This window comes from Bacillus altitudinis (assembly GCF_001191605.1).
GTDB lineage: Bacteria > Bacillota > Bacilli > Bacillales > Bacillaceae > Bacillus > Bacillus altitudinis.
The window spans coordinates 2,495,221-2,515,613 of the sequence record NZ_CP009108.1 but is presented as its reverse complement, the minus strand read 5'-3'; the positions used below and the strand labels follow the sequence as shown (position 1 = coordinate 2,515,613).

26 protein-coding genes are annotated in these 20,393 nt (G+C 40.6%); all 26 read right to left on the bottom strand.

Annotated elements, in window-relative coordinates:
• Window positions 1–12: 12 nt before the first annotated feature.
• The 26 genes from flhB to xerC all read right to left on the bottom strand — a co-directional run bounded on the left by flhB (window position 13) and on the right by xerC (window position 20,357).
• Window positions 13–1,101: a flagellar biosynthesis protein FlhB gene (gene flhB, locus ID12_RS12670; protein WP_008344784.1), complete on the bottom strand. Its 1,089-nt coding sequence runs from the start codon at window positions 1,099–1,101 to the stop codon at window positions 13–15.
• Window positions 1,098–1,877 carry a flagellar biosynthetic protein FliR gene (fliR, locus tag ID12_RS12665; RefSeq protein ID WP_050827262.1) on the bottom strand — a complete coding sequence of 260 codons (780 nt, stop codon included), beginning with the start codon at window positions 1,875–1,877 and terminating at the stop codon, window positions 1,098–1,100. The genes flhB and fliR overlap by 4 nt, the downstream gene beginning before the upstream one ends.
• 6 nt (window positions 1,878–1,883) lie before the next feature.
• A complete protein-coding gene (gene fliQ / locus ID12_RS12660; RefSeq protein ID WP_003211206.1) occupies window positions 1,884–2,153 on the bottom strand; it encodes a flagellar biosynthesis protein FliQ in 270 nt (89 codons plus the stop codon).
• A gap of 16 nt (window positions 2,154–2,169) precedes the next feature.
• On the bottom strand, window positions 2,170–2,835 hold the full coding sequence (gene fliP / locus ID12_RS12655) for a flagellar type III secretion system pore protein FliP (protein WP_007499580.1): 666 nt from the start codon (window positions 2,833–2,835) through the stop codon (window positions 2,170–2,172).
• Window positions 2,828–3,487 (bottom strand): flagella biosynthesis regulatory protein FliZ, encoded by a 660-nt coding sequence (fliZ, locus tag ID12_RS12650; RefSeq protein WP_046343533.1) that lies wholly within the window; start codon window positions 3,485–3,487, stop codon window positions 2,828–2,830. Before fliZ ends, fliP begins: the two co-directional genes overlap by 8 nt.
• An 18-nt stretch (window positions 3,488–3,505) precedes the next feature.
• Window positions 3,506–3,868 carry a chemotaxis protein CheY gene (locus ID12_RS12645; RefSeq protein WP_007499584.1) on the bottom strand — a complete coding sequence of 121 codons (363 nt, stop codon included), beginning with the start codon at window positions 3,866–3,868 and terminating at the stop codon, window positions 3,506–3,508.
• Between the two features lie 27 nt (window positions 3,869–3,895).
• Entirely contained in the window at window positions 3,896–5,017 is a 1,122-nt protein-coding gene (fliY, locus tag ID12_RS12640; RefSeq protein ID WP_007499588.1) for a flagellar motor switch phosphatase FliY, read from the bottom strand.
• Complete coding sequence (gene fliM / locus ID12_RS12635) at window positions 5,007–6,005, bottom strand: flagellar motor switch protein FliM (protein WP_008354483.1); 999 nt, start codon at window positions 6,003–6,005, stop codon at window positions 5,007–5,009. The genes fliY and fliM overlap by 11 nt, the downstream gene beginning before the upstream one ends.
• Before the next feature lie 32 nt (window positions 6,006–6,037).
• Window positions 6,038–6,466 carry a flagellar basal body-associated protein FliL gene (gene fliL / locus ID12_RS12630; RefSeq protein ID WP_007499592.1) on the bottom strand — a complete coding sequence of 143 codons (429 nt, stop codon included), beginning with the start codon at window positions 6,464–6,466 and terminating at the stop codon, window positions 6,038–6,040.
• The gene (gene swrD / locus ID12_RS12625) at window positions 6,463–6,678 is read right to left on the bottom strand and encodes a swarming motility protein SwrD (protein WP_008344794.1); all 216 of its coding nucleotides are present in this window, start codon (window positions 6,676–6,678) and stop codon (window positions 6,463–6,465) included. Before swrD ends, fliL begins: the two co-directional genes overlap by 4 nt.
• A gap of 37 nt (window positions 6,679–6,715) precedes the next feature.
• Window positions 6,716–7,507 (bottom strand): flagellar basal body rod protein FlgG, encoded by a 792-nt coding sequence (gene flgG / locus ID12_RS12620; RefSeq protein WP_017359086.1) that lies wholly within the window; start codon window positions 7,505–7,507, stop codon window positions 6,716–6,718.
• 21 nt (window positions 7,508–7,528) lie between these two features.
• Complete coding sequence (gene flgD / locus ID12_RS12615) at window positions 7,529–7,972, bottom strand: flagellar hook assembly protein FlgD (RefSeq protein ID WP_017359087.1); 444 nt, start codon at window positions 7,970–7,972, stop codon at window positions 7,529–7,531.
• Window positions 7,972–9,297, bottom strand: coding sequence for a flagellar hook-length control protein FliK (locus ID12_RS12610; RefSeq protein WP_017359088.1), 1,326 nt, complete (start codon window positions 9,295–9,297; stop codon window positions 7,972–7,974). The genes flgD and ID12_RS12610 overlap by 1 nt, the downstream gene beginning before the upstream one ends.
• A complete protein-coding gene (locus ID12_RS12605; protein ID WP_017359089.1) occupies window positions 9,298–9,984 on the bottom strand; it encodes a MotE family protein in 687 nt (228 codons plus the stop codon).
• A 12-nt stretch (window positions 9,985–9,996) separates the two neighbouring features.
• Window positions 9,997–10,440 (bottom strand): flagellar export protein FliJ, encoded by a 444-nt coding sequence (gene fliJ / locus ID12_RS12600; protein ID WP_024720352.1) that lies wholly within the window; start codon window positions 10,438–10,440, stop codon window positions 9,997–9,999.
• 8 nt (window positions 10,441–10,448) lie between these two features.
• A complete protein-coding gene (gene fliI / locus ID12_RS12595; RefSeq protein WP_008344803.1) occupies window positions 10,449–11,765 on the bottom strand; it encodes a flagellar protein export ATPase FliI in 1,317 nt (438 codons plus the stop codon).
• Complete coding sequence (fliH, locus tag ID12_RS12590) at window positions 11,762–12,526, bottom strand: flagellar assembly protein FliH (RefSeq protein ID WP_017359090.1); 765 nt, start codon at window positions 12,524–12,526, stop codon at window positions 11,762–11,764. Before fliH ends, fliI begins: the two co-directional genes overlap by 4 nt.
• Window positions 12,519–13,535: a flagellar motor switch protein FliG gene (gene fliG, locus ID12_RS12585; RefSeq protein WP_008344808.1), complete on the bottom strand. Its 1,017-nt coding sequence runs from the start codon at window positions 13,533–13,535 to the stop codon at window positions 12,519–12,521. The genes fliH and fliG overlap by 8 nt, the downstream gene beginning before the upstream one ends.
• A gap of 11 nt (window positions 13,536–13,546) precedes the next feature.
• Window positions 13,547–15,139: a flagellar basal-body MS-ring/collar protein FliF gene (gene fliF / locus ID12_RS12580; RefSeq protein WP_017359091.1), complete on the bottom strand. Its 1,593-nt coding sequence runs from the start codon at window positions 15,137–15,139 to the stop codon at window positions 13,547–13,549.
• 50 nt (window positions 15,140–15,189) lie between these two features.
• Window positions 15,190–15,507, bottom strand: a complete 318-nt coding sequence (fliE, locus tag ID12_RS12575; RefSeq protein ID WP_007499609.1) for a flagellar hook-basal body complex protein FliE — start codon at window positions 15,505–15,507, stop codon at window positions 15,190–15,192.
• Window positions 15,508–15,518: 11 nt separating this feature from the next.
• Complete coding sequence (gene flgC, locus ID12_RS12570) at window positions 15,519–15,971, bottom strand: flagellar basal body rod protein FlgC (RefSeq protein ID WP_007499610.1); 453 nt, start codon at window positions 15,969–15,971, stop codon at window positions 15,519–15,521.
• Window positions 15,971–16,360: a flagellar basal body rod protein FlgB gene (gene flgB, locus ID12_RS12565; protein WP_017359092.1), complete on the bottom strand. Its 390-nt coding sequence runs from the start codon at window positions 16,358–16,360 to the stop codon at window positions 15,971–15,973. Before flgB ends, flgC begins: the two co-directional genes overlap by 1 nt.
• A 288-nt stretch (window positions 16,361–16,648) precedes the next feature.
• Entirely contained in the window at window positions 16,649–17,428 is a 780-nt protein-coding gene (gene codY / locus ID12_RS12560; protein ID WP_007499612.1) for a GTP-sensing pleiotropic transcriptional regulator CodY, read from the bottom strand.
• A gap of 34 nt (window positions 17,429–17,462) precedes the next feature.
• The gene (gene hslU / locus ID12_RS12555; RefSeq protein WP_008344818.1) at window positions 17,463–18,863 is read right to left on the bottom strand and encodes an ATP-dependent protease ATPase subunit HslU; all 1,401 of its coding nucleotides are present in this window, start codon (window positions 18,861–18,863) and stop codon (window positions 17,463–17,465) included.
• A gap of 16 nt (window positions 18,864–18,879) precedes the next feature.
• The gene (gene hslV / locus ID12_RS12550) at window positions 18,880–19,425 is read right to left on the bottom strand and encodes an ATP-dependent protease subunit HslV (protein WP_007499614.1); all 546 of its coding nucleotides are present in this window, start codon (window positions 19,423–19,425) and stop codon (window positions 18,880–18,882) included.
• A 14-nt stretch (window positions 19,426–19,439) separates the two neighbouring features.
• Window positions 19,440–20,357, bottom strand: a complete 918-nt coding sequence (xerC, locus tag ID12_RS12545) for a tyrosine recombinase XerC (protein WP_050827261.1) — start codon at window positions 20,355–20,357, stop codon at window positions 19,440–19,442.
• Window positions 20,358–20,393: the final 36 nt, after the last annotated feature.

The following is a 20,393-nucleotide window of genomic DNA, read 5'->3' as shown; positions in this document are numbered from 1 at the left end:
AAAACCAAAAATTCATAAAATCTTTTGTTTCGTTTTATATACGTAAGCCAAAATTTCTGCGATCGCCTTAAAATACTCTTCCGGCACCGCTTGGTCGATATCCACTTGATCATAGAGGGCGCGGGCGAGTGGCCGGTTCTCTACAGTCATGACATCATGTTCTTTCGCAATTGTTCTAATTTTCAAAGCCAAAATATCCGTTCCCTTTGCCACAACATAGGGTGCGTCCATCTTTTCTTCGTCATATTTCAGGGCAATTGCGTAGTGGGTCGGGTTTGTAATGATGACGTCCGCTTTTGGGACTTCCTGCATCATCCGTCTCATGGCCATTTCCCTTTGCCGCTGTTTAATTTTTGATTTTATGAGCGGGTCACCCTCTGATTTTTTATACTCATCTTTGATGTCTTGTTTAGACATCCGTAAGTTTTTTTCATAATCAAATTTCTGATACATGTAGTCAAGCCCGGCTAAGATCAGAAGAGCACCTGCTGCATATAGCCCCATAATCAAGGTCATATTTGCCACGAAATGAAGGGTTTCCTCTGCAGTGAGTAGAGGGAGCCGCAAGATTTCGTCAAAGTGCATCCATAGAGCGATAAATGTCGCAAAACCAACAAAACCAATTTTTAAAATGGATTTTAATAGCTCAACGAGTGCTCGAATACTGTATATTCGTTTAAACCCTTTGATTGGATCAAGCTTTTCTAATTTGGGCTTGATCACTTCAGTTGAAAAGAGAAATCCAACTTGTAAATAGTTACTGATGATCCCTGCCAGCATCCCAACACCAAGAATTGGCATGAGGAGGAGACCTGTCTCTTGAAGCAATTCCAAGAATAACTGGTGAATATTAGATGTGCTAACCTTCATTAGCATCGTTGTTGAATAAAAACGTTCAATGAGCGCAATAATACGCTCTTTCATAAAAGGCCCAATAAAAAAGAATGATAAAAAGATTAGTAGAAATGAGATGGCTGTATTGACGTCGGTACTTTTGGCAACCTGCCCTTTTTTACGTGAATCCCGTCTCTTTTTCGGTGTTGCTTTTTCTGTTTTTTCACCTGCGAAAAATTGCAAGTCGAGTCTAAGTCTTGTCGTCATGACGAACCACCGACCAATGCTAAGAAATTCCTCATGGTGAGCACAATCGTTTCAAATGTATTTTGGACGACCCCGAAGATGACACCCATACAAATGATGATCATAATAAAACTCACGCCCATTTTAATGGGAAGTCCAACGACAAATACGTTCATTTGCGGAACTGTACGTGCCACAATTCCTAATGCCAAATCGACTAAAAACAAACTAGCCACAACAGGTGCTGAGATTTGAAAGGCTATGATGAACATTTGGTTGAAGCTCTTTGCAATAAAGTAAGCAAAGGATTCACTACCGAAGTTCAGTGCATACTGATCAACTTGAATATATTGAAAACTGTAATAGATTCCATCAAGCAGCAAATGATGTGCATTTGTTGCCAGCATCAGCAGCAAGGTCACCGTATAAAAAAACTGCCCCATCAGCGGCGTTTGCGCCCCTGTTTGTGGATCAATAATATTGGCGATCGCAAAACCCATTTGAAAATCGATCAATGAGCCGGCAATTTGAACTGCGGACACCATGATATATGCAATCAGTCCAAGAAGAAGTCCGACCATTGCTTCTTTCACGGCAAGCATCATGTAAAGACCGTCGATATCGAGTGCTGGCGGTTCTTTAATGGTGCTAAAACTAATGACAGCCAAAAACAGTGAAAAACCAACTCTGTGAACTGCTGGTATCGTTCGATGCGCTAATAGCGGCACTGTCACAAAAAAAGCGGTGATCCGAATGAAAACGAGAAGAAAGGCAGGAAATAATTCTATGATTGACATCTCTGATTAACCTGCAAATCGATCTAAATTCGAGAACAGCTCTGTTGTAAATGACACAATTGTTGAAAGCATCCACGGACCAAACACAACAAGTCCAATGAGCACTGCAACAATTTTTGGAATGAACGCAAGCGTCTGTTCTTGGATTTGGGTTGTCGCCTGAAACACACTGACAATTAGTCCCACGATTAGTGCGAGCGCAAGAAGCGGCCCGCTGACAAGTAAAACAACATACACTGATCTTTCAGCCATCGTAATGACAAATTCTGAACTCATGTTTTAAGCACCTACTCTAAAAGCTTTGCAGCAAAGATTTAACAATCAAATACCATCCATCAACTAATACAAATAACAATATTTTGAAAGGGAGCGATATCATAACCGGCGGAAGCATCATCATCCCCATCGACATCAGGACACTTGCGACCACCATGTCAATAATTAAAAATGGAATAAAAATCATAAAACCAATTTGAAATGCCGTCTTTAATTCTGAAATTGCAAATGCTGGTACCATCGCCGTTAAGGGAATATCTTTAATCGATTCAGGGGTATCCATTTTTGCGTAACTAAGAAATAAAGCCAAATCTTTCTGTCTCGTATGTTTACTCATAAACTCTTTAATTGGCACTTCGGCTTTTTCATAGGCCTGATTTAACGTAATATCATCATTTAAAAGCGGCGTGAGTGCCTCTTTATTAATCTCTGAGAACGTGGGTGCCATAATAAAAAATGTGAGAAACAAAGCAAGTCCTACAAGCACTTGGTTTGGCGGCATTGAGTTGGTTGCAAGTGATGTTCTGACGAACGAAAGAACAATCACAATCCGTGTAAAACAGGTCATTAAAATAAGAATGCCTGGTGCAACTGAAAATACAGTTAACAATAAAAGAAGACGGACAGATGTGCTAATATTCCCTGCGCCACTGGAATTAAATAAATCGATAAACTCATTCATTTTGTTTCGGGCCTTTCTTTCTGACTTCTGATTGGGTCTTTTTCAATTCGGCTAGCTGCGCCTTTAAATTGGCTGAAAAAGAAGAAGTGGTCGGCTGATCGTGTTTCTTCACTTGCGATGTCAATTTTTGCATCATTTTCGGTAAGTCAGTCTTACTTTCCATCGCTTCTTCGTATTGTTTCACAATCGCTTCGCATTCTTGTTCATCATCGATTTCTTTTAGCAGATGGATTGAGTCTGCTACACCAACAACTAACACTCGTTTGCCCACTTTGATTAGCTGAACTGAACGATTTTGACCAACCGTCGTTCCGCCAATATTTTCAACATAGCGAAATGGCTTGAGTAAGCGGTTTTGCTTTCCAACAAATCTCACCAATCCGTAAATGAGCAGGATGACAAAAAGTAAGGCACCAATCATTTTGACAAAATCCATAATGGAGACAGAAGAAGAGGGAACTTCTTCTGCCGGATTCGTTTGATTGTCAGTGGTTTTCTTTTCTGTATCCTTTTTGCTTTCTTTCTCATCTTTGATCCAATCATTCACCATGCCATTTTCAGGATCTTTTGTTTCAGCAAACAGTGAGGCGGGCTGCGCTGTCAAGAAAAGCATAAAACTGATCATTGCTATAAATATCAAACGTTTTTTCAACAAGTCTTACACCCTTTTTTAGCCTAACGTTTTATTAATTGCTTCAAGTACACGGTCTGCCTGGAATGGCTTCACGATAAAGTCTTTTGCACCTGCTTGAATGGCATCTATAACCATTGATTGTTGTCCCATCGCTGAGCACATAATGATTTTTGCAGAAGCATCGATTTGTTTAATTTCTTTTAATGCTGTGATCCCGTCCATTTCTGGCATTGTGATATCCATTGTGACTAGATCAGGAGATGTTTCTTTATATTTTTCAACAGCTTGTGCGCCGTTTTCTGCTTCTCCTACTACATCAAATCCATTTTTTACAAGAATATCCTTAATCATCATTCTCATGAATGCTGCATCATCTACGATTAATACCTTAGTAGCCATTTACTTATTCTCTCCCTATATGTTTGTTTATTTTAAATTAGAAAGTCTTTCAGACTGACTTAAAATGTCAGTCACACGTACACCAAAGTTCTCATCAATGACAACAACTTCTCCTTTGGCGACGATTCGTTTGTTGACCAGAATGTCGACTGGCTCACCTGCAAGTTTGTCCAGTTCAATGATACTTCCAGCGGAAAGTTCAAGTACTTCTTTCACACTGCGCTGCGTTCTTCCAAGCTCCACTGTAATGGAAAGTGGAATATCCATCAGCATATCAAGATTACCGAGCTGACTTGTTGTATGCTGAGGCTCACTAAATGCCTCAAATTCAACTGGCGCCACATTGACAGGTTCTGCCGGCTTTGGCTTCGCCTGTCTTTTCGGCGGTGCCGATTGCTGCATAGGAGCAGATTGTGCTTGCGGAGCAGCCTGCTGTGGTTCAGGTGCACTCTGAGGTGCTTCTTGAACCGGCTCTTCTTCCGCTGGGTCTGTTAATTCTGCAATCAAATCTTTCGCAAACGTAATAGGGTAAAGCTGCATAATATTTGAATCTATGAGTTCACCTATCGTTAATCTAAAGGACACTTTGACAAGCATCTCTTCAGCTGGAATGCGGTCTGTGCCTTCTCCTTCTTTCACATCAAGCAGCTCAACGCGAGGCGGAGAAATATCAATCTTTTTATTAAAGACTGTTGACATGGACGTCGCTGCTGAACCCATCATTTGGTTCATCGCTTCTTGTACTGCACTTAAGTGAATTTCACTTAACGACGGGTCAGCATTTGTTCCATCTCCGCCCATCATTAAATCCGCAATGACTGCCGCATCGGTTTGCTGGATGACAAGCAAGTTACTAGCGCTGAAGCCTTCCGTATAATTCACTTCAATTGCGACATACGGATGAGGAAATTCCTCATTCAGCTTGCTTTTTTGAATCACTGTGACAGTTGGAGTTGTAATCTCCACTTTTTGACTTAATAGGGTTGAAAGTGCTGTTGCAGAGCTTCCAAATGATATATTTCCGATTTCCCCAATGGCATCTTGTTCCATTGCAGAAAGGAGTGTATCAGGCTCTATATCGTCATTGCTGCCTCCTTTAAGGAGCGCATCGATTTCATCTTGTGATAATTTACTTCCGTTATTCTCCATCTTCTTCACCTCTTATGTCGTGATCTAGAATTTGAATCGCCTGTTTCCGATTCACGCGGCCGGCCTGTCCCAAGAATTTCGGTTTATTTCCGACCATAACAGTAAGAGGCGCATTTACTGGTTTGTCCAAGGCAATACAATCACCAATTTCCAAATTCAAAAACTCTTCCACCGTCATTTCCGATTGTCCAAGCTCTGCGACTACCGGTATTTTCGCCGTCATAATCCGTTTTTCAATGGCCTTTGTTTCTTCTTGTTTCGGTTCATTTCGTTCCGATTGCATCCAGTAGTGTACAGACAGCTTCGGAATAATAGGCTCTAATACTACGTGAGGAATACAGAGGTTAATAACCCCGCTTACCTCACCAATTTGTGTATTAAGAGAAATGACGACAACTGTTTCGTTTGGTGACACCATTTGAACAAACTGGGGATTTACCTCGAAATCTGCCATTTCTGGCTCGATGTCGGTTATGGACTGCCACGCTTCTCTGTAGTTTTCCAAAGCTCCCTCAAACATGTTTGAGATAATCTTTGTTTCGATTTCTGTCAGTGATTCTGTCTTATTATGACTAATGCCAATCCCACCCATCAGCCTATCCATCATGGCATAGCCAATCGTTGGGTTCACTTCAAGCATGATTCTTCCTTCAAGCGGGCTGACGTAAAATAAGTTTAATAATGTCATATTAGGAATCGAACGAATAAATTCTTCATATGGCACTTGGTCAACCGAGCTGACAGAAATTTGAATATATGATCTTAGCTGCGCTGAAAAGTGTGTGGTAAGCAGTCTAGCGAAGTTATCATGAATTCTTGTTAAACTTCGAATCTGGTCTTTTGAAAAGCGCAGTGCACGTTTAAAGTCATACACTTTCACTTTTTTCGTCGTTTCTTCTTTTTTCAGCTCTTCTGCATCCATTTCGCCTGTTGATATGGCGGATAATAATGCATCGATCTCATTCTGGGAAAGCACTTCTCCTGACATTTCTTCACCTCCATCGTGTCAATTAATCGCCTCTATTGCAGATTAAAGGAGGTTATATAAACTTCTTTCACCTTGCCATCTTGCAAATAGTTATTCACTTTGTTTTTGACCTGTGTTTTAAAATGTTCTCTGCCTTTTTTGCCATCAAGTTCATCTGCATTCGTGTCTGATAAAATGTCGATCACAGCATCCTTCACTTGGAAGCTTCTTTTTTCAAGCTCTTCTTTGGCTTTTTCTGAATCTGTTTCAATATTTAGTACAAGTTTGACCGCATTTCCTTCAGATTTTAAATTGGTCACAATCTCAGGAATTTCAACAGAAGCTTTTACGACTTCATCTGCTGTTGGCTCTTTTTCTGCTTTTGCTTCGTCTGACCCATTCACCAGAAAGACAATACCTGCTCCAATTCCGACGATAGCAATAATCATGATTAGCATTACTACGACTAATTTCTTCTTCATTCAAACTCCTCTATTCCTTGATTCAATGAAATGACTTGGATTTTTCTATAGAAAGAAATGATTTTCTCCTGAAGCTGCTCTTCATCTTCTTTCACAACGAATTTCTTTCCATTGGCGAGTGTAATGGTCGTGTCTGGAAAGCTTTCGATTTGCTCGATATGGAGAGCGTTGAGCATAAATCCTTTGCCATTTAATCTTGTCACTTCAATCATATTAAGCAGAGAAGCGATAAACCGCTCCTCCTACCTCCTATCGTTTCAGATTCACAAGTTCTTGCAGAATTTCATCAGATGTTGTGATCGTCTTTGCATTCGATTGGAATCCACGCTGTGCGATAATCATTTCTGTAAACTCATCTGTTAAATCAACGTTTGACATTTCAAGTTTACCTGTTTGGACGACGCCCGTTCCTTGTTCACCTGGTACGATTGGATTACTTGGAGCACCTGAGCTTAACGTTTGGCGGTAAAGGTTGTCACCAACTTTGTCTAGCCCTCCTGCGTTACGGAAAGATACGAGTGATATTTGACCAACGGTTCTTGATACATTGTTTTCAACAACCGAAATCGTTCCATCTGGACCAACACTTACACTTGAAACACCGTCTGGAATCGTTATCTTTTGTCCATTCATTCCAAGTAGATAATTTCCATCAGGGGTGACTAAGCTTCCCTCTGAATCAGTGTCGAAATTTCCTGTTCTTGTATAAAGAACTTCTCCTTGAACTTCAATACGGAAAAACCCATCTCCATTGATATAGAAGTCGTAAGGTTCATTTGTATTTTGAGAAGATCCCGCTGACATGATTTTATCGATTGAAGATAAAGATGACCCTAAACCAATTTGCTTTGAGTTGATTGAACCAGAGTTGTTCGTTGGCCCACCAGAACTTCCAATGGTTTGGCTGACCATATCTTTAAACGTGATACGGCTTTTTTTGTATCCGTGTGTGTTGACGTTGGCTACGTTGTTGGCTACAACATCTAATTTTGATTGGAAGTTTTTCATTCCACTAATTCCTGAGTAAAGTGAGCGTAACATTTATTTTCCTCCTCGATTTGCTTACGATTTTTCTCCAACAGTTGTAACGTCCCAAGGGCTGATTTTCGTTCCATCTTCTAAATATAGGAAGTATTCATTGTTTATGTTTTTCACAGACTTCACAGTGCCAGATATGTCTTTATCATCTTGTTTACCCGCTACTTCTTTACCAATCCAGCCTACATATGTCGTAAATGGATCTTGGTGTGCAACAAATGTAGACATGATCTGATTCATTTTGGTGATTGATTCATTCATATTCATTTGCTGTTCTAAAGAAGAAAATGTTGCAAGCTGTGTGACAAACTCACGGTCATCAATCGGGTTTGTCGGATCTTGGTTTTGAAGCTGCGTAAGCAAGATTTTCAAGAACTGATCTCGGCCAAGTGTATCTGTTTTCTTTGCTGCGTTTGAAGAAGTGTCCGCTTGTGCGGCTGTTCTATTCGTCGCATCAACAGTTGCCATTAGATCTCCTCCTCTTCTTCTTCTTCTGATCCAACAAGCGCATCTAGTACATCTTGGAATTCAGCTTCCTGTTCATCAGGCTGCTGGAAACTTTGTCCTTTTGATGGCTGCTGCTTGCCTTCCTCATTAAATTGTCCAAAAGACGGCTGCTCATTTGACTGAAGCGGTATATGGAAACGGTCAACTTGAACCGACATATTCGGTAGCGCCTGCTTGAGTTGCGGCAGATGATGCTCGAGCAGCTCTTTAGCTGCTTGCGTTGAAGCTGTAATTTTACTCGCATACATCCCGTTTTGTTTCGTTAGCTGGATGGTAATAAACCCGAGATTTTCTGGATTTAATCGTACGGTAAACCGTCCGCTTGAATTGCCAAATGGTGTGAACTTCATTTGTTTCCACGTATTTAAAATCTGCTGATCAACCGTGCCTGGCTTTTCGTCAGTTGTTTGCGTCTGCTGCATAGGAGCAGCTGATTGCAGTTGGAAAAACTGTTTATGCCCTGGAAGCAGCGTATGGGTGATTGTTTTTTCAGAAGCAGGTGCCGCAGTGCCTTGACCTTTGATGACTTCTTTCTTCATAAGCCATTCAAGTGAGGCAGCACCTTTTGCTGGAGATGAGAAGGAAGATTCTTGCCTTGGAGCAACCATTTCTTTTAACTCTCCTAAGGAAATTTTCCATTCTTTATCTGACCCTTTCGCATTCGCCATCATATGATCGATTAACTGATTAAAGTGTTTCAGCTCGCTTTGCGACATATTATTCAGCTTAGGTGCCGATCCTTGCGAGAAGAACTGCTCTTTTACTTGTTGAATGAGCTTTTCATCTGCTCCGTTTTTCGTTAGAAACTTGATGAAATCTTCACCTTTTGCTTGAATATCCTGTACAAGTTTTGCATCAAAGCTCACCGGCTGCTGATTCAGTATTTGATATAAGAAAAAGTGGACTTGTATGAGCTGTTCACTATGTTCAGCAACTGGCTTCTCATCCTGATCGCCATAGATAACCGATTCCATCTTTTGAAATAGCTCTTCAAGTGACTTTAAGTCAGCCCCTTCAAGCTTTTGACCTTGCAGCGCCTGAAGTGCCGCAAGAAGATCTCCATCTATTCCTTCTTCAGGTGATTGCATCCATCTTTCAATGATTTGCATCGCATCATTCATGGATAGAGTGATTTCCGCTGGCTGAGAAATAGCTGGACCACTTTGAATACCTGCGCCATTTAACAATTGTTTAAACAGGCCGCGAGCAGATACTGCCCCCTCTCCCTTTAGTCCCGAGAGACTTTGGGAAGATTGCTGTAAGGCTCCAATGTCCAATAGCTTCACTTATTGTCCACCCCCATTTTCACTTTCTTCTTTTTTGGCAAGCTCCTTCGTGAACGTTGCTGCCTTCTGAGGTGTCAGTTTTGCTAATATGTCCGTCAGCTTATTTTTACTCAGCTCTTCAAGGATCTTCAAAGCTTCTTTATCACTTAGCTCTGATAAAATTTTGGCAGATTTCCCTGCATCCATGCTTTCATAAATGCTGGCGACCTTTCCTTTTGATTGCTGATTAGAAGATGCTGACGAATCAGAGGAAGATCCTGATGCGTTATTACTTGATGATGTACTGTTTGATGAACTGTCACTTGCTGACGTGTTCTCTTTATCAGATGTTTTTTCAAGTGAATTGATTTTTTGATTCAATCGTTTAATCTCTTCATCACTTGTCTTCAAGTCTTTTTGAGCAATTTCAAGTTCATTCTCTTGTTCTTTAATCGTCTTTTTCAACGCTTTCAACTCTGTATCACGTTGATCGTTATTTGAAGATGACGTTTTTGATGTGTCATCTGATCCAACCAAGCTGCTAATCCCCGGAATGTTTTGGAGCGGTTTCTTTAGATCATAACCCGCCATATAAAGGATTGTGCCCGTCACGATCACAAGCACAACCAATGGGATAATGACAATAAACAAGATCCATTGAAATTTACCGCCGCCACTTGATTCCTTTGTTTTTTCCTTCTTAGGCATTCATCTCGACTCCTAATGTCCTTGAAACATGAATTGGCTGATAGAGATATCATCCATTTCTTTCATTTCAATTGCCTTATGTTCAAGGGAGAACTTTTCAAATTGCTTTTCTTTCATTTTTTCAAACTTTTTAAACTCAATATTTTTTTCTGTTAAATCAGATTGTTTTTCATTCATTTGATGGCGTTTCATGATCACAAGCTGCTGATAATGATGAATGGTGTTATCTAAGTTCGTCACAAATTGCTGGTAATGACGCATTTCTTGAACACTCATCCCACTTCTCAGCTTTTCTTCTTTGCTCTTTTCCATTAGCTCTTTTTTACTCATATTTTCATAGAGTTTTTCAGCGGCTTGCTCAAATGCCGAAACGGATTGTTGATACGCTGCGAGTGATTTGTCTTTTTCACTTTCTTTCAATTCTAAGAGCTTTTGAAATTTGTATTGATATCTCACTGTTTTTGTCAATCCTCTCTATTCATCAAACTGAGCAATATCCTCACGCTGTCTTCAATCGATACAGCCTCTTCAACGTCCTGCTTCAAAAATGAAATCAGTTGTGGGTAAGCTTGCATAGCCTCATCAATATCTTTAGAGGAGCCTTTTTTATATGCTCCAATGTTAATGAGGTCTTCAGCGTTTTGATATGTGGATAAAAGCTGGCGGAACCGGTTAGCCGCTTCCTTATGATCATGACTTGCGATATTACTCATGACACGACTGATACTTTTCAGAATATTGACAGCTGGAAACTGTCCTTTGTTGGCCAATGCACGATCAAGTACTATGTGGCCATCTAAAATCCCCCGCACTGTATCAGCGATCGGCTCATTCATATCGTCACCATCAACAAGCACTGTGTAAAACGCTGTGATGGAACCAAGTTGATTTGTACCAGTTCGTTCTAGCAATTTTGGCAGTATAGCGAACACTGAAGGCGTATATCCTTTTGTTGTTGGCGGTTCACCGGTTGCAAGTCCTATTTCCCGCTGTGCCATGGCGACCCTTGTGACAGAATCCATCATAAACATGACATTTTTTCCTCTGTCTCTGAAATATTCGGCAATAGCTGTTGCTGTATAGGCTGCTTTTAATCTTGTCAGTGCGGGCTGATCTGAAGTTGCGACAACAACAATCGAACGCTTCAGTCCTTCAGCTCCTAAATCTTTTTCGATAAACTCGCGAACTTCACGTCCACGCTCTCCAACAAGTGCAATGACATTGAGATCCGCTTCTGTCTGCTTGGCAATCATCCCCATCAAGGTACTTTTACCAACACCGCTTCCCGCGAATATGCCAATTCTTTGACCAGTGCCGACTGTGAGCAAGCTGTCGATCACTCTGACACCAACGCCCATTTTTTCACGAATAGGCGGTCTGTCCATCGGGTTTGGAGGAGATTGTTCTGTTGAGACAGGTGCAAGTCCTTTAGGAAGCATGCTGCCGTCCAGTGGATCACCGAAGGCATCAACAACCTGCCCGATTAAACCAGTTCCTACTTTGACCTTTAACGACTCACCTGTTGCTTCAACAAGACTGCCTGGTGAGATGTTAGAGGCTTCTACATAGGGCATGAGCAGAATGTTTTCATCTTTAAAACCAACGACTTCTGCTTTGATCGGATGATTCTTACTCCCTTTTTTGTGAATAAGACATACATCACCGATTGAGCTTTCTGGCCCCTTGGACTCGATCATCAGTCCAACAACTCGATTGACTTTACCAAAACGTTTATAAGGATCGGCGGTTTCAATCGTTTCTTTTAGCACATCTATGTTCATTTGTGATCACCTGAATCAATGACTTCTAATAACTTTTCTTTTAACTGATTCATTTGGGTATCAACACTCGCTTCCACTTTTCCAAAGCTTGTTTCGACGTAACAAGTACCTTTTGGTGCTTTTTCATCCGAGTAAATGGCAAGATGTGTATTCTTTTGAAGGATTCTATTTAATTCGTCTTTATATTCCATCACATGTTCGTAATGTGCAGGGTCGACATAGATGGAAATATCGTCATATTCTTTCACTTCTGAAATGACCTGCTTCACTAGCGTTAAAAATTGTTCTTTTGTATCCTCAGCTGCATTCCATACTCGTTTAGCGAGCTCAAAGGCAAGTTCGACAATTTCTTCAGCAGAGCTTTCAATTTTTGCTTCATAGTCCTGCTTTGCAAGGCTGACAATGTCATTCGCTTGATCAAGAATCGATTGATACTGTAAAGTCGCATCTGCTTCGCCCTTTTGAAAACCATCTTGATATCCTGTTTGTTTCGCTTCTTCAATGAGCTGTACTCTTTCTGCTTCAAAATCAGCTCGCCGCTGATTGATTTCAGCCATTGTTTGTTCCAGCTCACGATTTGCTTGTTCTAAAATACGGCTTGCTTCATCTTGTGCATCACTTAATACAAGTTGAGATGCTTCTGTTTCGTTGACAAGCTCTTCTTCGTGATGTTCTCTTTTGAATTCCACTTGCTGCAAGGGAATGGTTTGACGGCCTTGTTCAGGAATAACAGATGTTTCATGTTTGATAATCCTAGACAATGATATCGTCTCCTCCACCTCGAGCTATGACGATTTCTCCAGCCTCTTCAAGTCGTCTTACGATGCTGACAATACGAGTCTGTGCTTCCTCGACATCTCTAAGCCGGACAGGTCCCATAAACTCCATTTCTTCTTTGAACGTTTCGACCATACGCTGCGACATGTTGCGGAAGACAATTTCTTTGACTTCTTCGCTTGCCACTTTGAGTGCAAGTAGTAAATCGTCATTTTCAACATCTCGAATCACGCGCTGAATGGCTCTGCTATCAAGAGTGACAATGTCTTCAAAGACAAACATACGTTTCTTAATTTCATCAGCAAGCTCAGGATCTTGAATTTCCAGTGTATCTAAAATGGTTTTCTCCGTTGCACGGTCTACACCATTCAGGACTTCGACTACCGCTTCGACTCCGCCCGTTTGGGTATAATCTTGCGTAAAGGTTGAAGAGAGCTTTTGTTCAAGAATACGTTCCACCTCATTGATGATCTCTGGAGATGTGCGGTCCATTAAAGCAATTCTTCTTGCAACCTCGGTTTGTACTTCCTCGCCTAACTCAGATAAAATCTGTCCAGCCTGTACTGGATCTAGGTAGGAAAGAATGAGCGCAATGGTTTGTGGATGCTCATGCTGGATAAAGTTTAAAATTTGCTCTGGGTCAGCCTTTCTAGCAAAATCAAATGGTTTCACTTGAAGTGAGGATGTTAAGCGATTTAAGATGCTGTCCGCTTTGTCCTCACCAAGCGCTTTTTCAAGCACTTGTCTTGCGTACATAAGGCCGCCTTGTGATATGTAGTCCTGCGCGATGGCAATGCTGTGAAATTCTTCGATGATCTCATCTTTTTTAGCAGTATCTACACTTCTTACATTTGAAATTTCTAATGTTAATTTTTCTATTTCGTCTTCAGACAGATGTTTGTATACAGATGCTGACACGTCTAGCCCTAAGGAAATCATTAGGATTGCTGCTTTTTGTCTGCCTGTTAGTCGATTTGGATCTTTTCTCGACATGTGTATTCCTCCTAATCCTCGGACAGCCAGCTGCGTAGCAATTTAGCAAAGTCTTCTGGTTTATCTTTTGCCATTTTTTCAAGCTGATTTTTTCTCACCATTTCTTCTGTTTCTGGCTCAGTATCGATATCAGGAACATGGATTGGTGTACGTTCATCAAACTCAAACTCTTCTTCCTCTTCTTTTCTTCGCTTACGTACGAGAAGAATGATGAGAGCGATAATGGCGAGTAGTAGCACACCGCCAACAATATAAACCCAAATCGGAATATTGTTTGAAGGGTTTTCTGCTGCCGTTTGCTGTTTACCGTCTAATTTTGATACAGATAAAACGATTTTGTTATCTAAGTCAGCTTGAGTGAGTGCTTGACCGTTTGTGTATTCTTTATCAATCGATGTACTGATGATGGTTGAAAGAATTTTTTTGATATCATCCTGCCTTTCAGCAGTTAATGAGTTCGGATCGTTTGCAGTAGGCGGTTCAACTAGTGCCTGAATGCCAACGTCTCTGATTTTATAAGGACTTTCTTTGATATCTTTATGAATGCGGTTGACTTCATAATTGATACGATCTTCGCTCTTTTCGTAATCTCCGCTTCCATTCGTTCCATCGGCACCTTGATAATTTGTGACATCATCGTCACCTGTTCCAGCGGTGCCTCCAGCTGCTGCGCCATTACCTGAATAAGTTTCAGCAATCTTTTCAGCGCTGACAGCAATTCCTTGCATGTTTTCTTGATCAACTGGTTCGACAAGATCTTCTTTTCTTTTTTCTTCAGTAAAATCAATGTCTGTAGTGACCGATACGGCAACTTTCTCTTGACCCATCATCGTTCCAAGCAGCTGTTGAATTTTTCGTTGAAGATTCTTTTCAATCTCCTCTTTTTTCTGCTGCTGTGCATCCATTCCACTTGCATAGGAATCTGAGCTACTGTTTAAGTCATAGTAGTTGGAATCTTGGTCCATAATGACAATGTTTTCTGTTTTTAAATTCGGCACACTTTTTGAAATAAGATGATAAAGGCCTTTTACTTGTTGCTGAGTAAGCGTGTAGCCTGGTTGAACTTGCAGCACAATTGATGCTGATGCATTACTTTGCTCTTCTCCAACAAAAACGGAATCTTTTGGCAGGTTAATCATAACCTTTGAATCTTTAATCCCATCAATCGTGTTGATCAGATTGGATAGTTCTGTCTGAGTTGCGTCTACTTTCAGAACATCAAATTCATTATCTGTTAAACCGAAGCCGGAATTGTTCGCAAAGAAGGAGTAGTCAATATTCCCCGTTTTAGGAAGTCCTTCTGATGCGAGTGTGACTTTTAAAGTGTCTGCTTGCTTTTCTGGAACTAAAATCGTCGTTCCGTTATTTGCAAGTTCCGATTTAACGTTTTTGCCATCCAGTTCCTGTTTGATTTGTCCTGCTTCTGCCTCAGACAAATCTCTAAACAACGGAACCATTTTTTCAGAAGAAGCAAAGATGCTAACAACCGTAATAATGATTGCTAGGGCAGCTACGCCGCCAATCATGAGTATTTTTTGTAATTTTGATCGATTTCGCCAAAACTCAACTGTTTTTGTTCTTAATTGCATTAAAGTACGATTCATCTTAACCCCCGGTCATTCCATTCAGTCTATTTTTTGTCCACCAGCACCTCCTACATCTGCATTCTCATAATCTCTTGGTACGCTTCGACTGCTTTATTCCGAAACTCGGTTGCAGCTGTGAGTGTCACACTCGCTTTTTGTGAAGCAATCATGACTTCATCGAGATTGACATCTTTCCCTTGTGCGAGAGCATTCGTATACTGGTCTGATTTCAGCTGTGATTGATTTAATGCCTCAATGGAATTCTTCAGCACATCAGAGAAATTCGTTTGACTTTTAGGTGCAGCCGCCTGCACAGACGACGCATTCGTCAATTCACTTGCTTGCTGAGCGGTTTGAAGCTGGAAAGGAGATATTGCGTTAACCAATTCTTTTCACCTTACTTTCCTATTTCTAAAGCTTTCATCAGCATGCTTTTATTCGCATTCAGCGCAGTCACGTTTGCTTCATATGACCTTGAGCTGCTGATGAGATCAACCATTTCCTTTAATGGATCAACGTTTGGTGTTTGAACATATCCATTTTCATTGGCATCGGGATTTGTAGGATCATATTGAAGGTTGAATGGAGTTTCGTCTTCAGTAATTTTTGTTACTTTGACGCCGTTTCCTAATTTGCCGCTCGAATTCATGCTTGAGTTCAATATAGATGAAAATGATTCACCTGACGGCTGTAATGTGACGAGCTTGCGTCTATAAGGCTCCCACTTGCCATCAACCTGTTTAGCTCTTGTTGTATCCATATTCGCAAGGTTCGAGGATACAACGTCCATTCTGAGCCTCTGTGCTGTTAATGCTGAGGCCGAAGCGTTAACGCCTGAAAAAATTGACATCACTTACCTCCTGTCAAAACTGTTTTAAGAGAATTGAACTTTCCGCTCATTCTTTCAACCAACGCATTATACTGAATTTGGTTTTTAGCGAGTTCACTCATCTCTTGATCAATATCGACATTATTTCCGTTTTCTTGATAAGAAGTACGGTTACTCGAAACAACTGAATAATTAGACCCTGTTTTAGAAAAATCAATGTGACCTTGGTATGTTTTTTTAGCATCTAATTTGATTGACGCATCATTTAGCATGTCGTGGAATGCAACTTTTTTAGACTTGTAGTTCGGTGTGTCTATATTCGCGATATTATTGCTTATGACTTTTTGCTTAACATTCGCTCTGCCCAAGGCATTCTCAAGGTTGCTTATCGTTCCAGAAAATATATCCAAAACCATATACCTCCAATCATATGTATTTCATTCCATTTAATCATGTCGAGATTTGTAAAACCATATGTTCATTGTAAGAAATAATAGGATTAAAGTCTATGATGTAATTGTAAAAAAAACTCGTAATATATATCTATTTTACGAATAGGTATAAAGACCTAGATTCAAAGCACTACAGAATTGTAAGGGGTTTCTTGGAAAAAAGAGTGTCATTTTTCGGACAAATCCTCTTTTTTTATACAAAAAAACCCTTTTCAGCGTTTATTTCGGCCGAAAAGGGTTTTTTGATTAGTGAGATTTTAAATTTTCAAGTTCAATTAAAAATTTGTTGTTTAATACTTTGATGTATGTTCCCTTCATTCCAAGAGAACGAGATTCAATAACGCCTGCACTTTCTAATTTACGAAGTGCGTTTACGATCACTGAACGAGTGATTCCTACACGGTCAGCAATCTTGCTTGCCACAAGCAGCCCTTCGTTTCCATCAAGTTCTTCAAAGATATGCTCAATCGCTTCAAGCTCACTATATGAAAGAGAGCTGATCGCCATTTGAACAACCGCTTTACTTCTTGCTTCTTCTTCAATTTCTTCCGCTTTCTCGCGAAGAATCTCCATTCCAACAACTGTTGCGCCGTATTCAGCAAGAATTAAATCATCATCTGTGAATGTATCTTGCAAACGAGAAAGGATTAACGTCCCTAAGCGGTCTCCGCCTCCGATGATTGGCACAATCGTTGTCAAACCTGATTGGAATAAATCACGGTTCTCAATCGGGAAAGCTGTGTACTCACTGTTGATGTCAAGGTTTGAAGATGTTTCAGGGACATTGAATAAGCTTTTTGTATATTCTTCAGGGAACTGACGATCTTCCAGCATTTTTTTCATACGTGCATTTTCAATCTGCTGGTTAATGGAGTAGCCAAGAAGCTTCCCTCTTCTGCTTAATACGAAAATGTTTGAATCAATGACATCTCTCAGTGTTTCTGCCATTTCTTTAAAATTAACCGGTTTCCCCGCTGCATCTTGCAGCATCGAGTTAATAATCCTTGTTTTTTGTAGTAACGCCATAATAATGATCCTCCTAGATTACTTTATTCATTTGTTAAAGTATAAATTGACTTAAGTCTTTGTTATTTGCAATCTTTCCTAGCTTCTCTTCTACATACTGAGGGGTAATAGTCACTGTTTCCATTGTAATATCAGGCGCCTCAAATGAGAGCTCTTCTAGCAGCTTCTCAAGTATGGTGTGAAGCCTTCTTGCACCGATGTTATCCGTCTCCTGATTGACGTGATAAGCCACTTCGGCAATCTTATGAATAGCATCGTCAGAAAATTCAAGAGATATACCTTCTGTTTCAAGTAAAGCCTTATATTGCTTTAATAACGCGTTATCTGGTTCCGTTAAGATTTTCACAAAGTCTTCTATACTTAATTTATCTAATTCTACACGGATTGGGAAGCGCCCTTGAAGCTCTGGAATCAAATCCGAGGGTTTCGCCATATGAAAAGCGCCTGCTGCTACAAATAGAACATGATCTGTTTTCACAGCCCCATACTTCGTCATCACAGTGGAACCTTCTACAATCGGTAAAATATCACGTTGAACCCCTTCACGAGAAACATCTGCAGACGATGCACCACCGCTTTTGGCAATTTTATCGATTTCATCGATAAAGATGATTCCTTGCTGCTCTGCTTTTTGCACGGCTTCCTGACCGACTTCATCCATATCAATCAGTTTTGAAGCTTCCTCAGCAGTTAACGCTTTTCTCGCTTCTCTGACGGTCAGCTTTCTGCGTTTTTTCTTTTTAGGCATGAGATTGCTAAGCGCATCCTGCATGTTCATACCCATTTGCTCCATACCCGAGCCTTGAAGCATATCAAACATGGAAGGCTGCTGCTCTTCAACTTCAATCGTGACGTAATGGTCTTCAAGTTCACCCATCGCCAGCTGGTGCGCAATGCGTTTTCTCGTCGACTCAAGCTCTACTTCTTCACTTGAGTGATCTCGATCACTTTCATCAGCATCAGAACCACCAAACAGCATCTCAAAAGGATTTTTCACAGACTGACTTTTTTTCTTTCCAGGAACAAGTAGATGAACAAGCCGTTTGTTTGCTTGTTTTTCCGCTTCTTCTTGAACATCCTTCATTTTTTCTTCTTTGACTAGTCTGATTGCTGTTTCCACTAAATCTCTGACCATTGATTCTACGTCACGTCCGACATATCCAACTTCAGTAAACTTCGTCGCTTCCACTTTAATGAAAGGTGCACCAGAAATCCTTGCAATTCTGCGGGCAATTTCTGTTTTCCCCACACCTGTCGGACCAATCATTAAGATGTTTTTAGGAACGACTTCATCCTTTAGCTTATCATGTAAAAGACTTCTTCTGTAACGGTTTCTTAAAGCCACCGCCACTGCTTTTTTCGCATCAAGCTGACCAATAATGTACTGATCGAGCTTTTCAACTATCTCTCTTGGGGTGAACGGCTTTTTCTCCATACGTCTCATGTCCTTTCTATTCAAGCTCTTCTAAAGTGATTTGATCGTTCGTGTAGACACAGATTTCTCCGGCCGTTTCAAGAGCCGCCTTTGCAATCTCTCGAGCTGAGAGATGGTCACCTGCATGTTTTTTGAGTGCTCTCCCGGCGCTAAGCGCGTAGTTGCCGCCTGACCCGATAGCCAAAATGCCATCGTCTGGCTCGATGACCTCTCCTGTTCCAGATACGAGCAGGATGCTTTCTTTATTCATGACGATAAGCATGGCCTCAAGCTGTCTGAGCATCTTGTCACTCCGCCATTCTTTCGCCAGTTCTACAGCTGCTCGTTTTAGGTTACCACCGTATTCTTCAAGCTTCGTTTCAAACTTCTCAAAGAGTGTAAATGCATCTGCAACTGAACCAGCAAAACCTGCGAGTACTTTGCCTCCGAAAAGACGGCGCACTTTTTTTGCTGTGTGTTTCATGACGACAGCCTGCCCAAAAGTGACTTGACCGTCTCCAGCCATCGCACTTTTTCCTTTATGTTGAACGGCAAAGATTGTGGTTGCATGAAATGATGACATGAAAAAACCTCCTTTTAGGATCGTTTAAAAGCCCTTGGGTGATGAGACATGTACGTTTTTCTTAAAGAATCTTTTGATACATGCGTGTACACCTGTGTTGATGATAAATTTGAGTGACCGAGAAGTTCTTGAACACTTCTTAAATCCGCTCCCTCGTTTAAAAGATGCGTAGCAAAGGTGTGCCTTAACATGTGTGGATGGATATGTAATGTGCCAGACGCCTTTTTCATTAATTCAGTTAGAATGAATCGAACGCCTCTATCTGTAAGAGGAGCTCCGCGCTGATTCAAAAACACATGTGAATCAGCACGATCCTTTCCCTTCACTTTCAGCTTCTGCCTTCCATCCTCTAAATATGTGGAGAGCGCTTCATATGCATAAGATCCGAAAGGTACATACCGCTGTTTGCTGCCTTTCCCATGTACAAGCACTGTATCCATCGATAAATCAAGATCAGATTCTTTTAATGAACATAACTCACTGACCCTCATACCTGTTGCATAAAGTAGTTCTAAAATGGCTTGATTTCTTTGACCAAGCGGTGTATTTACATCAGAAACTGTAAATAGCTCTTTTAGTTCCTCTTCATACAAAAATGAAGGAATTCGCTTATCCTGCTTTGGTAAGCTAACGAGTAAAAAAGGATTTTCTTTCACAAGCTGTTCTCTTAATAAAAATTTATAAAAGCTGCGAAGTGCAGAGACTTTCTTACTAATCGTTCTTCTTGTAAGGCCTTTTTCATAAGCTTCTGTTAAATAAATTCTCGTATCTTGATAGGATACCTCTTCAAAACCGTCTATTCCTTGAATGTTCATAAATCTGACAAACTCTTCAATCGCCTCAGTATAACCTGAGATCGTTAAAGCTGAATAGTTCTTTTCAATCTGCAAATATTCAATGAATAAGTGGACAAGACGCTGTTTATCTGTCATTTTTACACCTCTTTAAGGCTTTTAAATGGTATCACA

Coding starts and splice junctions, on each gene's coding strand:
- fliF (WP_017359091.1), bottom strand. CDS start 15,139: ATGAATCGTACTTTAATGCAATTAAGAACAAAAACAGTTGAGTTTTGG.
- codY (WP_007499612.1), bottom strand. CDS start 17,428: ATGGCGTTACTACAAAAAACAAGGATTATTAACTCGATGCTGCAAGAT.
- fliG (WP_008344808.1), bottom strand. CDS start 13,535: ATGTCGAGAAAAGATCCAAATCGACTAACAGGCAGACAAAAAGCAGCA.
- xerC (WP_050827261.1), bottom strand. CDS start 20,357: ATGACAGATAAACAGCGTCTTGTCCACTTATTCATTGAATATTTGCAG.
- fliQ (WP_003211206.1), bottom strand. CDS start 2,153: ATGAGTTCAGAATTTGTCATTACGATGGCTGAAAGATCAGTGTATGTT.
- fliY (WP_007499588.1), bottom strand. CDS start 5,017: ATGGAGAATAACGGAAGTAAATTATCACAAGATGAAATCGATGCGCTC.
- flgG (WP_017359086.1), bottom strand. CDS start 7,507: ATGTTACGCTCACTTTACTCAGGAATTAGTGGAATGAAAAACTTCCAA.
- ID12_RS12605 (WP_017359089.1), bottom strand. CDS start 9,984: ATGCCTAAGAAGGAAAAAACAAAGGAATCAAGTGGCGGCGGTAAATTT.
- flgD (WP_017359087.1), bottom strand. CDS start 7,972: ATGGCAACTGTTGATGCGACGAATAGAACAGCCGCACAAGCGGACACT.
- ID12_RS12645 (WP_007499584.1), bottom strand. CDS start 3,868: ATGGCTACTAAGGTATTAATCGTAGATGATGCAGCATTCATGAGAATG.
- hslU (WP_008344818.1), bottom strand. CDS start 18,863: ATGGAGAAAAAGCCGTTCACCCCAAGAGAGATAGTTGAAAAGCTCGAT.
- fliR (WP_050827262.1), bottom strand. CDS start 1,877: ATGTCAATCATAGAATTATTTCCTGCCTTTCTTCTCGTTTTCATTCGG.
- flhB (WP_008344784.1), bottom strand. CDS start 1,101: ATGACGACAAGACTTAGACTCGACTTGCAATTTTTCGCAGGTGAAAAA.
- fliP (WP_007499580.1), bottom strand. CDS start 2,835: ATGAATGAGTTTATCGATTTATTTAATTCCAGTGGCGCAGGGAATATT.
- hslV (WP_007499614.1), bottom strand. CDS start 19,425: ATGTCATCATTTCATGCAACCACAATCTTTGCCGTTCAACATAAAGGA.
- flgC (WP_007499610.1), bottom strand. CDS start 15,971: ATGTCAATTTTTTCAGGCGTTAACGCTTCGGCCTCAGCATTAACAGCA.
- swrD (WP_008344794.1), bottom strand. CDS start 6,678: ATGATTGAAGTGACAAGATTAAATGGCAAAGGATTTATGCTCAACGCT.
- fliI (WP_008344803.1), bottom strand. CDS start 11,765: ATGAACATAGATGTGCTAAAAGAAACGATTGAAACCGCCGATCCTTAT.
- fliL (WP_007499592.1), bottom strand. CDS start 6,466: ATGAAGAAGAAATTAGTCGTAGTAATGCTAATCATGATTATTGCTATC.
- fliM (WP_008354483.1), bottom strand. CDS start 6,005: ATGTCAGGAGAAGTGCTTTCCCAGAATGAGATCGATGCATTATTATCC.